This is a genomic window from Meiothermus granaticius NBRC 107808, assembly GCF_003574355.1.
Lineage (GTDB): Bacteria > Deinococcota > Deinococci > Deinococcales > Thermaceae > Meiothermus > Meiothermus granaticius.
This window is the reverse complement of sequence record NZ_QWLB01000019.1, coordinates 1-12,934: the sequence shown is the minus strand read 5'-3', so window position 1 is coordinate 12,934 and position 12,934 is coordinate 1. Positions and strand designations below refer to the sequence as shown.

General features: G+C 65.2%; 11 protein-coding genes, 1 tRNA gene and 1 pseudogene. 8 read left to right on the top strand and 5 right to left on the bottom strand.

The window, feature by feature from the left end:
- Positions 1-58: 58 nt before the first annotated feature.
- Positions 59-1,186 (top strand): NAD(P)/FAD-dependent oxidoreductase, encoded by a 1,128-nt coding sequence (locus Mgrana_RS08045; protein ID WP_170146430.1) that lies wholly within the window; start codon positions 59-61, stop codon positions 1,184-1,186.
- A 20-nt stretch (positions 1,187-1,206) separates the two neighbouring features.
- Here the strand turns inward: Mgrana_RS08045 and Mgrana_RS08040 are convergent, their stop codons facing one another.
- The 3 genes from Mgrana_RS08040 to gnd are packed head-to-tail and all read right to left on the bottom strand — an operon-like array spanning position 1,207 to position 4,219.
- Positions 1,207-1,854 (bottom strand): 6-phosphogluconolactonase, encoded by a 648-nt coding sequence (locus Mgrana_RS08040; protein WP_119357095.1) that lies wholly within the window; start codon positions 1,852-1,854, stop codon positions 1,207-1,209.
- On the bottom strand, positions 1,851-3,221 hold the full coding sequence (gene zwf, locus Mgrana_RS08035; RefSeq protein ID WP_119357094.1) for a glucose-6-phosphate dehydrogenase: 1,371 nt from the start codon (positions 3,219-3,221) through the stop codon (positions 1,851-1,853). Before zwf ends, Mgrana_RS08040 begins: the two co-directional genes overlap by 4 nt.
- Positions 3,222-3,268: 47 nt before the next feature.
- Positions 3,269-4,219: a phosphogluconate dehydrogenase (NAD(+)-dependent, decarboxylating) gene (gnd, locus tag Mgrana_RS08030; RefSeq protein WP_276309157.1), complete on the bottom strand. Its 951-nt coding sequence runs from the start codon at positions 4,217-4,219 to the stop codon at positions 3,269-3,271.
- Between the two features lie 28 nt (positions 4,220-4,247).
- On the opposite strand from gnd, the pseudogene fabZ reads away from it, so the two are divergent.
- The 5 genes and pseudogenes from fabZ to Mgrana_RS08010 all read left to right on the top strand — a co-directional run.
- Positions 4,248-4,667 (top strand): annotated as a pseudogene (gene fabZ / locus Mgrana_RS17075) (3-hydroxyacyl-ACP dehydratase FabZ); the annotation flags it as partial.
- Between the two features lie 30 nt (positions 4,668-4,697).
- Positions 4,698-5,219 (top strand): acyl-ACP--UDP-N-acetylglucosamine O-acyltransferase family protein, encoded by a 522-nt coding sequence (locus tag Mgrana_RS08025; RefSeq protein WP_276309158.1) that lies wholly within the window; start codon positions 4,698-4,700, stop codon positions 5,217-5,219.
- 6 nt (positions 5,220-5,225) lie between these two features.
- Complete coding sequence (locus Mgrana_RS08020) at positions 5,226-6,413, top strand: glycosyltransferase family protein (protein WP_119357091.1); 1,188 nt, start codon at positions 5,226-5,228, stop codon at positions 6,411-6,413.
- Positions 6,414-6,473: 60 nt separating this feature from the next.
- Positions 6,474-8,147 carry an ABC transporter ATP-binding protein gene (locus Mgrana_RS08015; protein WP_119357090.1) on the top strand — a complete coding sequence of 558 codons (1,674 nt, stop codon included), beginning with the start codon at positions 6,474-6,476 and terminating at the stop codon, positions 8,145-8,147.
- Positions 8,148-8,194: 47 nt separating this feature from the next.
- On the top strand, positions 8,195-8,857 hold the full coding sequence (locus tag Mgrana_RS08010; protein WP_119357089.1) for an RNA-binding protein: 663 nt from the start codon (positions 8,195-8,197) through the stop codon (positions 8,855-8,857).
- On the opposite strand, the gene lhgO is transcribed toward Mgrana_RS08010, so the two are convergent.
- Positions 8,854-10,068 (bottom strand): L-2-hydroxyglutarate oxidase, encoded by a 1,215-nt coding sequence (gene lhgO, locus Mgrana_RS08005; protein WP_119357088.1) that lies wholly within the window; start codon positions 10,066-10,068, stop codon positions 8,854-8,856. The genes Mgrana_RS08010 and lhgO overlap by 4 nt on opposite strands.
- A gap of 60 nt (positions 10,069-10,128) precedes the next feature.
- A complete protein-coding gene (locus Mgrana_RS08000) occupies positions 10,129-12,063 on the bottom strand; it encodes an acetate--CoA ligase (RefSeq protein ID WP_119357087.1) in 1,935 nt (644 codons plus the stop codon).
- Between the two features lie 156 nt (positions 12,064-12,219).
- On the opposite strand from Mgrana_RS08000, the gene Mgrana_RS07995 reads away from it, so the two are divergent.
- Both Mgrana_RS07995 and Mgrana_RS07990 read left to right on the top strand, forming a co-directional pair.
- A tRNA-Met gene (locus Mgrana_RS07995) sits at positions 12,220-12,296 on the top strand.
- A 117-nt stretch (positions 12,297-12,413) separates the two neighbouring features.
- Positions 12,414-12,809 (top strand): hypothetical protein, encoded by a 396-nt coding sequence (locus tag Mgrana_RS07990; RefSeq protein WP_186813116.1) that lies wholly within the window; start codon positions 12,414-12,416, stop codon positions 12,807-12,809.
- The last annotated feature ends 125 nt before the right edge of the window (positions 12,810-12,934 follow it).

Genomic DNA, 12,934 nt, shown 5'->3' with positions numbered 1-12,934 from the left:
GGGGTTTGCCTCGAGCCTGGGGAACGACATTTCCCCCCAGGCCAGGTATGCTAGCAGCGTGTCGGAACCTACCGCTGATGTGGTTGTGATTGGGGCTGGAATTGTGGGGGCTTCCTGCGCCTACCGCTTGGCCGAGCGGGGGCTGTCGGTGCGGATCCTCGAGGCCGCCCCCATCCCGGCAGGGGGCTCTACCGGACGCAGCGCAGCAGGGGTACGGGTGCAGTTCAGCCAGGCCACCAATATCTTGTTGTCCTGGAAGAGCATTCAGGCCTACCGGGAGATGCCCGAGGCCGCTTATACCCAGTTGGGGTATCTGCTGTTGGTTCCGGTGGCGGAATGGCCTGCTCACCGGAAGAGCGTGGCCCTGCAGCGCGACCTGGGGGTACCGGTCGAGGTTTTGCCCCTAGAAGCGGCCCAGCGCGTGGTGGAGTTTGTCCCTGACGGATTGGCCGGAGCCACCTATGGGCCTGCCGATGGCGTCGTGGACCCCCACGGCATCACCCTGGGATATCTGCGGCGGGCCCGGGAACTGGGGGCCCACCTGCACCTCGAGACCGAGCTTCTGCAGGCCAGGGCCCTCAGCGGAGGCTGGCGGCTCGAGACCAGCCGGGGCGGCTTCTCGGCGGGTTGCGTGCTGAACGCCGCAGGAGCTTGGGCCGGAGAGGTGGGGCGGAGGGCTGGGCTGGAGATCCCGGTGCAGCCGGCACGGCGGATGGTCTATGCCACCGGGCCGTTGCCCTGGCCCCACCGTTATCCGTTGACGATAGACCTGGACAGTGGGTTTTGGTTCCGCTCGGAGGGAGCGCGCCTGATCTTTGGGCGAAGCAATCCCGCCGATGAGGGGTTTGTGGAGGGCATGGACTGGGACTGGCTCGAGCCTACCCTCGAGGTGGGCCTGGCCCGCTTTCCCTGGTTGGAGCAGGCCGCCCTCGACCGCAAGGCCTCGTGGTGGGGCTACTACGAGGTAACCCCTGACCACAACCCCATTCTGGGGTGGATGCCGGGGGTTGAGGGCTGGGCCAATGCCTGTGGCTTTTCCGGGCATGGGGTCCAGCAGGCTGCGATGGTGGGGGTGTTGATGGCTGAGGAAATCGCCGATGGCAGGGCCAGAAGCCTCGAGATTGGCCCCCTGCGCTACGAGCGCTTCCTCCAGCGGCAGGCGGTGCTGGAGCGCAACATTGTTTGAAGCCTTGAACCGGTCAAAGCTCATTGAGCGGGATAGGCGGCACGATCACACAGCACCCAGACCTCGGGGGCGCGGATGTGCTGGGGGGGAAGGTTTTCACCGCCCAAGAACCGCTTCAGCGCCCCGCGCTTGCCCTCGCCGGTCACGAAGTAGACCACCAGTTGGGTTTGAGAGAGGGCCCTGACCGAGAGCGAGACCCGCTCCGGTGGCGGTTTGGGGGCATTGTGCACCGGGACGACCAGGGCTGAGGTCTCGAGCGGCTGGCCTGGGAACAGGCTGGCGGTATGCCCGTCCTCCCCCAGTCCCAGCACCACCAGGTCGAAGGGCAGCAACCCAGCCACCACCGGCTCCATGGCCGAGGCCGCGGCTTCTGGGCCCCGCTCGGCGGGGAAGCGGTGGTAGGTGTACCGGCGGGGGCCGATCGCGGCGGGGATGCTGTTGTCGTTGCGCTCGGGATGATCCGCAGGCAAGCAGCGCTCATCGGAGGCCATGAGCTGGACGCGGTTCCAGAGGATATCGCGCTGCCCCCACAGCCTGTAGGCCGCAAGGGGGGTGTTTCCTCCGCTGAGCACGGCCCGCCCGCCCGCCGATAACCGCTCCGCCAGAAGGGCGGCCAAGGCTTCAGAAGCCGCCTGAGGGGTGGGGAAAGTCTGGAGGGTGGGGTTCATAAGGGCCGCCAACGGTGGTGGGGTTCCATCAGATAGTGCTGCCCGCCGGGGCCTTCTGAGCCCACCGAATAGGTCTCGGTGGGGCAGGGGGTGTGCAGCACCGGCTCGAGCAGGCGCCAGGCATACTCCACCTCATCGAAGCGGATGAACAAGCTGCGCTCGCCCTTCAGGGCGTCGAGCATCAGGGTGGCATACGCCGAGAGCTCGAGCCGGTTGCCGTTGCCGGTAGGGGTGGTGAGGGTGACCGGGCGGCTGGCAAACTGGAGGCCGGGGGTTTTGACCTGGACCTCCAGGTGCATGGCCTCCTTGGGCTGCAGCTCGAGCTCCACCCAGCCCGAGCCTGGGTCTATGCTGCTGTCGGCGAAGAGCTGGGTGGGGGGGTCACGAAACTGTAGGGCGATGGTGGTGTTTTTGCGGCTCAGGGCCTTGCCCGTGCGCAGGTAAAAGGGCACCCCTTTCCAACGCCAGTTATCCAGATAGAGCCGCAGCGCGGCAAAGGTTTCGGTGTGGCTCTGGGGGTTTCCGGCTTCCTCGCGGTAGCCCTGGTACTGCCCGCGCACGATATCCTCTGGGCTCAAAGGCCGGGCCGAGCGCAGGGCCTTGACCTTTTCGTTGCTCAGCAAATCGGCCTCAAAGCGGGGAGGGGGCTCCAGGGCCGAGAGGGTCAGGAGCTGCATCATGTGGTTTTGCATCATGTCCCGCAGCGCCCCCACCTTGTCATAGAAAGCCCCCCGCCCCTCGATGCCGATGCTCTCCGCGGCGGTAATCTGCACCTGAGCGATGTAGCGGGCATTCCATAGGGGCTCGAGCCAGCTGTTGGCAAAGCGGAAGACCAAGATGTTTTGCACGGCCTCTTTACCCAAGAAGTGGTCAATCCGCAGGATTTGGCTTTCATCCCAGTACTGGGTGAGGGTTTTCTGCAAGCTCAGCGCGCTCTGCAGGTCCTCGCCGAAGGGTTTTTCCACGATCAGGCGGCGGAACCCACGCGTTTGCTCGGAGAGACCGGCCTGCCCTAGCCCAACCCCAATGGTGGGAAAGGCGTCCGGGGGCAAGGAGAGGTAAAACAGGCTCGAGTCCGCGCTGGCTTCGGCCAGGGAGCGAAAGCCCTCAGGGGTGTACTCCATGGAGTGGTACGCGGCCCGCCCCAGCAGCCGCTCGGCCACCTCACCGTCCAGGGGCTCCTGGAACTCCTGCAGGCTTTGACGTAGGTGCTGGATGAACTCCTCGTTGCTCCAGGGCTTGCGCCCTACGCCCAGGATGCGTACCTCACTGGGGAGGTAGCGGGCGGCCTCGAGCTCATAGAGGGCCGGGAAGAGCTTGCGCGCGGCCAGGTCGCCGGTGGCGCCAAAGATGACCAGATCAATCATGGAAGTCTCCGAAGGAGGGAAGGCGAAATCGGCCTGGAGTCTGGGATTTAGAGCTTGGTTACCGCGTGACCGCCGAACATCTTGCGCATGATGGCCAGGAGGCGCTCATCGTAGTCCTCAGGGTCTTGGCTCTCAAAACGGGTGTACAGCGACTGGGTGATCACCGGGATCGGCACCCCCAGCTCGATCGCCTCCAACACCGTCCAGCGGCCCTCGCCAGAGTCCTCCACCACCGGGGCAATGCGCTCTAGGCTCTGGTCACTGGCCAGGTACTGCGCGGTGAGGTCCAAGAGCCAACTGCGGATCACCGTACCGTAGCGCCAGGCCTCGGTGAGCGCGGCCAGGTCCACGTTCAGGTCTCGTTTATGGTGAATCAGGTTCAAGCCCTCGGCCAGGGCCTGCATCATGCCGTACTCGATGCCGTTGTGCACCATCTTGGTGAAATGCCCGGCTCCTACGGGCCCGGCCCGCAGCCAGCCCTTGTCTGGAGCCGGGGCTAGGGCTTTCATGAGGGGCTCGAGCCGCCCCTCCACGGCTTCCGGGCTGCCATACATCAGCCCGTAGCCATTCTCTAAGCCCCATACCCCACCCGAAACCCCCACATCGGCAAACTGGATTCCCTTCTCCGCCAGGGCTGCCGCCCGGCGCTGGGAGTCCTTGTAATAGGCGTTCCCGCCATCAATGAGCAGATCCCCTGGGGCCAGAAGGGTGCTGAGCGTGTTCAGCGTGGCTTCGGTGATCTCACCGGCTGGAAGCATCAGCCAGACGGTGCGCGGGGCTGAGAGCTGCCCCACCAGTTCGGACAGACTGGCGGCGGCCACCAATCCCTCCGCGGCTAAAGCCTGGGCTGCGGTGGGGTTGTGGTCATAGCCCACCACCCGGAACCCCGAGCGCATCAAGCGCCGCGCCATATTGCCGCCCATGCGGCCCAATCCGATAAAGGCAATCTCCATGCTGCTTAGTCTAAACCGCTCCCAGGTTGAAACGGTAATCTGCAAGACCGGTTGGGGCCAGTAAGATAGAGCCGTGGATGTCTACGAGATCCTCAAGTTTCTGCCTCACCGCTACCCTTTCCTGCTTATAGATCGGGTGCTCGAGGCCGATGAGAAGCGCTTCCGAGCCCTCAAGAACGTCACCGTTAACGAGCCCCATTTCCAGGGGCATTTCCCTGGATACCCGATCATGCCTGGAGTGTTGATCCTGGAAGCCATGGCGCAGGCCGCGGTGGCAGTAGTGGTCAAGCAACCCGAGGCCAAGCCGGGAGGGCTGGTGTTTTTGGTCGGGGTCGAGGACGCCCGCTTCAAGAAGCCGGTGCTGCCGGGGGATACGCTCATTCTGGAAGGGGAGCTCCTCAACTATCGCCGGGGCATTGGCAAGGTCAAGGTTGAGGCCAGAGTGGAAGGTGAGCTGCGGGCTGAGGCCCAGCTTACCTTCGTTCTGCGCGGGGAGACCTGGCTCGAGGTAGGCCCAGGCACAGTGCTGCGCGAGGGGGTCACCGCCCACCGGGCCACCCGGCTGGATCAGCCCACCCGAATTGGCGCGGGGGCTTACCTGATGGGCTACGTTCACGTAGGGCATGACTGCCAGGTGGGGGACGGAGTGATTCTCACCCAAGGGGTCGGGCTTTCTGGCCACTGCCAGGTGGGGCCTCATGCCATCATCGGGGGGCAGGCCGGGTTGCATCAGTTTGTGCGGGTAGGGGCCTGGGCCATGGTGGGCGGGGCCAGCAAGGTGAGCCGCGATGTGCTTCCTTTCACCCTGGCCGACGGCAATCCCGCCCGCCATTACCGGCTCAACACCGTGGGGTTACGCCGGGCAGGAATCAACGGCGAGCGCTACCGGGTGCTCGAGGCCGCGTTCCGTCGCCTGCGGGAGGGCAGAAGCCTGGAAGAGCTGCCCGAGACCGAGGAGCTGCGTCTGCTGCGGGAATTCCTCCAGGCCCCCTCCAAGCGCCAGCTTTCAGGGTTTGTGCGCGCTGAGGCTCGGCTCGAGGGGTAGCCCAAGGTGTCCAAACCCGAAGAACTCCTGCTGCTCACCAACGGCCCCGGAGAGCTTTCAACCTGGGTGCCGCCGGTGCTTTCACGGCTGCGCGGGGCCCTTCCTGGGGCCAGGATCGAGCTGTTTTTGATTCGGGATCAGTTTGCGGCGGGCACCGAGGGCCGACGGGCCCGATCCTTAGGCCTGGATGCGGTTTCCGGTCGGACCGGGCTGCTTGCGCGGATGGCTCGAGGCCCTTCGGCCCGGCGCGGGGTGGTGCTGATGCTGGGGGGAGCCCCCCGGGATGCCGTGGGTTTGGGCCGGGCCACCGGTTATCCGGCTTTTTCCTATAGCTTTGATCCCAAGGCCTGGCATCCGGGCCTGCGGGGATTTTTGGTGGACTCCGAGCGTACCCGGGCTCAGGCGGTGGCCCGGGGCGCCGAGCCGGGCCGGGTGCAGGTGGTGGGCAACCTGGTGGTGGACGCAATTGGAGAAGCCGATGAAGGAGCCCCGGATTTGGCCGGGAACCTGGTGCTGTTGCTCCCCAGCAGCCGGCCCTTCGCGGCACGGTATCTGCTGGGGTTTATGCTGGCGGTGGCGGAGCAGATGGCGGCGGTGCGCCCTGAGCTGAGGTTTGCCTGGCTCAAGAGCGGGCTGCTCCCCCCAGCGGTGCTCGAGGAGGCGGTCTCAGGCCGTTGGGCTCGAGAGCTGGGCGGGGTGGGGGGGCGGCTCGAGGGGGCTCGGCTGTACAGCGCGAACGGTCTGGAGGTTGCTGTGCTGGACGAACCCCAACGCTACGCGGCCATGCGCCGGGCCAGGGTCGCCCTGACCATTCCCGGTACCAACACCCTCGAGCTGGCCCTGGCCCAGCTGCCCTCGGTGGTGCTGCTGCCCCTGCACAAGCCCGAGCTGATCCCGCTCGAGGGCTTCTGGCACTGGCTGTTCCTGCTGCCTGGGGGGCGCTACCTCAAGCAGGGGTTTGTGCGCCGCCTCGAGCCCAGGATTCCCTACCTGGCCCTGCCCAACCAGTGGTTGGGGGAGAGGGTTTTCCCCGAGTTGCGCGGGGTTTTTGGCCCAGAGCGGGTGGCCCAGGCTGCGCTGGAGCTGCTTCAGGCAGACCAACAAGCCGCGATTAGGGCCAGGCTGAGTGGGCTCGAGGCCCAGCCAGGGGCGGATAATCTGGTGAGGTATGTGCTGGAAAATGCCTCCTCTTGACCCTTGGCCCTGCAAAGCGCAGGCGGATGGTTCCCGCGCCTGCTTTCCTGGTTAGCCCTCATGACCCTTTTGGCCCTCCTCCGCCCTTTCTGGCCCCAGATCGCGCTGGCCCTGGGACTTTCACTGCTGCCGGCCCTGGCCCAGGCCTGGCTGCCGGGGGTGGTGGTCAAACCCCTGTTTGACCGAGTCCTGGCGGGGCAGTATGGGCAGTTGGGGGAGATCCTGCGCAACGGGGGCGGGTTGCTGCTCTTGCTGCTGCTGGGGGGGTATGCCCATGAGGCTTTCATGGGCTACCTCTCGGTACGGGTTCCGGCAACCCTGCGGGAGCGGGTGTTTCACCGCTTGCTCAGGGCCGATCTGGCGGCGCTGACCCGCTCGGCGGGGGGGTTGGCGGGGCGGGTACTCTCGGATGTGCGCGAGCTCGAGAGCTTTGTCTTCTACGGCCTGGGAACCCTGCTTTTCCAGGGGGTTACCCTGCTGGTGCTGCTGGGGCAGTTGCTGCTGCGCTACACCGAGCTGACCGTCTACCTGCTGCTGGCCCTGCCGCCTCTGGTGCTGCTCCTGGGCTGGATAGGTAGGGTGGTGACCGGGTATAGCAGCCGAACGCAGGCGGCCCTCGAGCGCCTGGCAGCCCGGATGTCCGAGGGGTTTGGGCGGCTCGAGCTGATCCGCGCCTTACGGCTGGAGGCCTTCGCGGCGGCGCGTTTTGCTGAAGCCAACCGGGCTGGGTATCGCTTGGGGCGGGCGAGGGCCTTGTCGGGGGCCCTCAATCTGCCTTTGGGCCAGCTTTCGACCGCGCTCCTGCTGGGGCTTTTGCTGTTTTTGGGGGTGGGGCAGGTGCAGCGGGGGGCGATGTCCACCGGGGACCTCACCGCCTTTTTGACCCTGTTGGCCCTGGCCATCACCCCGATCCAAACCCTGAGCCGGGCCGGGGTGCTTTATGCCCAGGGCGAAGGGGCGGCCCAGCGGGTTGCGGAGCTGCTGGCCTTGCCCAGCGCCCATCCCTCCGGCCAGCTCAAAAAAGACCCCCTCGAGGGGCGGCTCGAGCTGCGCCGGGTGCGCTTTGCCTACGGGGGCCAGGAGGTGCTGCAAGGGGTGAGCCTGAGCCTGGATCCGGGTTCCTTTACCGCACTGGTGGGGCCTTCGGGCTCGGGCAAGAGCACCTTGCTGCGCTTGCTCCTGGGGCTTTACTCCCCCCAGGGGGGAGAGGTTGTGCTGGACGGGGAACCGCTCTCCGCCTATGACCCCGACTGGCTGCGCACCCAGGTGGCTTGGGTGCCCCAGGAGCCTTTGCTGTTTGAAGGACCGGTGGCCGAAAACCTGCGGGCGCTGGCCCCAGGTGCGGGTGAGGCCGCGATGCAAGAGGCCTTAGCGCGGGTGGGGCTGAGCGGGGAAATTGGCCTTTCCACCTGGGTAGGGGAAGACGGTGGGGGGTTTTCTACCGGGCAGCGGCAGCGTTTGGCTATAGCCGCGGCCCTGTTGCGCGAGGCCCGGGTGCTCCTGCTCGATGAGGTCACCAGCGCCCTCGACCGCAACAGCGAGGCCCAGGTGATCGCTGCGCTCGAGGCGGTTCGGGCTGGGCGCACCCTGGTGGTGGTGGCCCACCGCCTCTCCACGGTGCGCCACGCTGACCGGATTGTGGTGCTGGAGGGCGGGCGGGTGGTGGAGTCGGGCACCCATGCCGAGCTGATGGACCGCCAGGGGCTCTACGCGGAGCTATGGAATGCAGGGTGAGGGCCTCCGGGTTGACGTAGGGGCCATGGCATACGACGATAGTTCCCATGCAGGAATACCTGAACCGGGCTCGAGGGGGACGGGTGGTGCAAACCCCCTTTTTGGATGCGGAAGCCCTGGACGAGCTGCGCCGCAGGGCTAAGGAGGAGGGGCTGCACTTTGAAAGCTTCGGCGGATTGCCGATGGCCGAGCGCCAGGTTGCGATGCTCTTTCCCCAGAACATCCCCGCCGTCTCCGACCCGACCAAGGTGGCCTTCATCCGCTTCGAGGGTGACCTCGAGGCCCTCGAGGATCGCCTGCGCACGCTCTTAGAGCCCGGCGCGATGGGGGATCTTGAGGAAATGGCTGAGGGGTTTCTCCTGGTGACCACCCCAAAGGGGCTCAAGCTTTTGCAAGAAGCTGGGCTCGAGGTGCGCGAGGCCCTGCCGGAAGAGCGGCCTAAGTCCCGTGAACGTACCCGCAGCGTGGTGGTGCCGAGCTTGCGGGTGGATGTGGTGGGGGCTAAGGGGTTTGGGGTTTCGCGCACCTACTTTGCCCAGGGGGTCAAGGCCGGAAAGGTCCGGCTGCGCGGGAAAACCGCCTCGGTCAAGGATGAGTTGACGGAGGGGGACACCCTGATGGCCGAGGGGCTGGGCACCCTGCGGGTTCGGCGGGTGCTGGGCCAGACCAAACGGGGCAACGCGAAGCTCGAGCTAGAGGTACAGCGCTAGGCCAGCGCCTGACCCGCTTGCAGGGCTTCGGCCTTGTCCACCACGTATTCGGCGAAGGGCATGGAGGCCGTCCAGGCTGGGGAGATGGCGTTGAGCACGTGCAGCCCTTCCTGATTGCCCTCGAGCAAAAAGTCCATGACCAGCTTCTTGTCCTGGTGGTCGTAGAGCTGGGCCCGGATGCCGGGGCGGCCCCAGGTGGTGTACTGCTCCGGATGCACCCCCTCGAGCAGGGCCGAGGCCAGTTGGACCAAGTAGGCCCGGGAGTATTTGCGCAGCTCCTCGAGGGCCAAGCCGCGAAACCCGAAGTCGTTGCGGAAGAACAGGACCGCCTCGTCGCGCAGGATCGAGAGGGTTTCAGCCAGATCGAAGCCCTCAAGGCCGCTGTAGTTCTCGCGCCAGAAGGCCGGGATCGCGGTAGGACCGATCTTGGCGTGGCCATTTACGGTAACCGTGAAATGTACCCCCAGAAAGGTGTTGCGCAGATCCGGGACGGGATAGATGTTGGTGCGCAGGGCGCCTACTGGCTCAGAGCTGTAGAGGTAGAGCCCTTTGAAGGGCAGGATGCGGTAGCGCTGGCCCACCCCGAAATCGTGGGCCACCTGGTCGGCATGGAGCCCAGCCGCATTGATCACGAACCCCGCTTCGATCACCTCATGAGGGGTGAGGATGCTCCTTCCCCGGCGGCCTTGATAGGGGCTATTCAACAGGAGGTCAATCCCCTGCTCCCTACACTCCTGGGCTATGGCCGCCATGCACTCCTGGGGGTCTACGGTGGCGGTGTGGGGCGACCACAGCGCGAGTTCGGTGGTTTTGACCCTCGGTTCGATCCCCTTGGCCTCCTGCACGGAGATCAGATGGGTCTCCACCCCATTGAGATCACCGCGCCGCTTGAGCTCCTGGAGCCCCTTGACCTCCGCTTCGTTCTTGGCCACGACCAGCTTGCCGCATTCGTTGAGCCGAAGCCCGCGCTCGCGCACAAAGGCCTTCCAGCGGGCATTGCCGTCGCGGGTGAAGCGGGCCTTGAGGCTGTCGGCGGTGTAGTAAAACCCGGCGTGGAGTACCCCCGAGTTGCGCCCTGAGCCATGTTGAGCCAGCTCCTTTTCCTTTTCCAGAACACTGATTTTGGCCTGGGGATGGCGTTTTTTTAGCTCGAGGGCGATGGTGAGCCCTACAATTCCCCCGCCGATGATGAGGTAATCGGTGGTTTTCATGCCCAGAACGATTGTAGCCGGAAGGGGCCGGGGTTGGGGGTTATGGGCCCGAATCGGGGGCTACCGGGGCTCGAGCTCAGCCCGAAGGTGCTCGATGGCCTCGGGGTTTTCCAGCGCGCTCACATCGCCTTGGATCTGTCCCTCGGTCATCAGGTCGCGCAGCAAGCGGCGCATGATCTTGCCGCTGCGGGTGCGGGGAAGGGTTGAGCTGATGATGACCCGCTGGGGCTTGGCGTAGCTGCCCACGGCCCGGGCAATCTGCTCCGCTAGCTCAGCCTCGAGCTGGCTCGATTTCTCCTGACCGGAGCGCAAGATCACGAAGGCCAGCGGGACCGTACCCTTGACCGGATCGGGGATTCCCACCACTGCGGCCTCGCTGACGGTGGGATGGTTGGTCAGGGCGGCTTCTAGCTCCATGGTCCCGATGCGGTGTCCGGCCACATTGATCACGTCGTCTACCCGGCTGGTTACCCAGAGCTGTCCATCCTGGTCAAAGGCCGCGGCATCCGCGGAAAAGTAGCGCCCAGGAAAGCGGCTGAAGTAGGTCTCGAGGTAGCGCTGGGGGTTGCCCCAGATGGTCCGGGCCAGCGAAGGGAAGGGCTCTTTGAGCGTGAGGTATCCCAGTTCCCCGGGTCCTACCGGGAGGCCCTGTTCATCCACGATCTCCGGCACGTAGCCCGGTAGGGCCGGTCCGCAGGAACCGGGTTTGGTAGGGCTCAGGCCCACCAGCGCCGAGGCCCAAGCGGTGCCGGTCTCGGTCTGGCCGTAGGTGTTGTTGACAAAGATATGCCCCCCTCCCAGCTTGTCCTTGGTCCAGTAGAAGGTATCGGGGTCCAGCGGTTCACCCACCAGCGAGATCAGCTCGAGGTTTTCGGTGTGCGCAATCCAGCGGTCTCCAGCCCGCCTTAGCATGCGCAGCAGGGTGGGGGCGGTGAACACCTTATTCACCTGGTAACGCCCCAAGATCTCGTAGAACCGCCCAGGGTCGGGGATATCCGGCGCCCCCTCGTAGGCCACTAGGGTGGCGCCGTGGGCCAGCCCGCCCACCAAGGCGAAGATGGGGAAGGTCAGCCAGCCTACGTCGGCGGTACACCAGTACACATCTTGAGGCTGGAGGTTCAGGGCCCACTTAACGTTGGCATAAGCCCCGGTAAGAAAGCCAATTCCTGAGTGAACCAGGCCTTTGGGCTTGGAGGTGGTGCCGGAGGTGTAGATGATAAAGCCGGGCTCGTTGGCCTCGAGGGGCTCCGCGGGGAACTCTGGCCCAAACCCCTTGATGAACTCAGGGTAGAGCACATCGCGGCCCGGGGTCATCGGTACCTCGCGGCCCAAGCGGGGCACGACCACTACCTTTTCCACCGAGGAAATGCCGTGTACGGCTTGATCCAGGGTCTCCTTGAGCGGTACCACCTTGCCTCGGCGTAAGCTCCCGTCTGCAACCACCACCAAGCGGGGTTGGGAGTCCTCGAGCCGGTCCCGCACCGCTTCCGCCGAGAACCCCGCAAAGCTCACGCTGTAAATCGCTCCAATCCGGTAGCAGGCCTGGATCACAGCGAAAGCCTCGGGGATGTTGGACAGATAGACCGCTACCCGGTCGCCCTTGGCGATGCCCATAGCTCGCATTGCGGCTGCAAAGCGGTTGACCTCGGCGCTGAGCTGCCGATAGGTCCAAACCTCGCGGAACCCATCTTCACGCTCGTAGAAGACCGCCACCTTGTTGGCGTGCTGGGCCAGGTGCCGATCCACACAGTTCACCGAGACGTTGCTTAGCCCTCCTGCAAAGTAACGAAAGTTGCCCAGGGTGCCCTCGAGGGTGCGGTTCCAGCTCGAGGCCCACCACAGCTCCTCGGCAATCCCCTCCCAATATGCAACCGGGTCCTGCCGCGCGGACTCGATCAGGCGGCTGGCCTCGAGGGGGCTCAGTGGGGCTTGCTGGGCAAGGCGGGGGGTGGGGGGCACCAGGGGTTTGTCCTTGAACACCGCTGCTTCTGCCATATTCCTCCTCCTGGAGGCAGATGCCTTGAGACTTGTTCCCAACTATACTCCTGCCCGCCCTAGGGGAGCACCTCGAGGGGGGATTGGGCTTGAACCCTGAGCTAAACTCTTTTACACTACGGCGGTGGTAGGGCTTCAAAGCCCTCTGCCGAGCCTGGCTATGTAGCTCAGTTGGTTAGAGCACACGACTCATAATCGTGGTGTCGGCGGTTCAAATCCGCCCATAGCCACCAAGTCCAGGACGAAGAAAACCGGGGTAAAAGCCCCGGTTTTCGCGTTCTAACGGCAACCATCAGCTTTAATGCGACCTGGGGTCATTCAGCCGTGCGTGCGGCCCTAGGAGCGCTACCATGAAGACAATGCTCGATGACCGTCACCTCAACCCCCTGCGCCTGGCCCTGCTGGCTATCATCGCCGGCTACTTCGCCTGGCTCTGGTTCCATCCCCCGGCTACCCCAGCCAGCTCGGCCCCGGTCCTCCAGAAGCCCACACAGACCACCTCGCGTCCATCCCAGCCGGCCACCCTAGCCAGCTGCCCCGCCCACATCCTGGAGGTAGGGGCCAGCACGCACGAGGTGCGCCTCAAGATTGATGGGGCCGCCGATCGCATCCTGGTATACACCGCCGCCGGGCCGGTGACCGCCTCCACCGAGACCGCCGGGAGTGCGGGGGAGTACCGGGTGCTGCTCCCGGCCCCCCCTCAGGCGGTGCAGCTCGACAACTGTCCGCCGCTTAACCTACCCTAGTGGTCTGGTAACCAATATTCCGGCATAATAATTCCATGAAACAAGCCAGTACCAGCAGGGTACACCTGAGCGCCGAAGAACGTGAGCACTTGGAGCAGATGGTCAAGAAGATGGCGTGCGGGGCA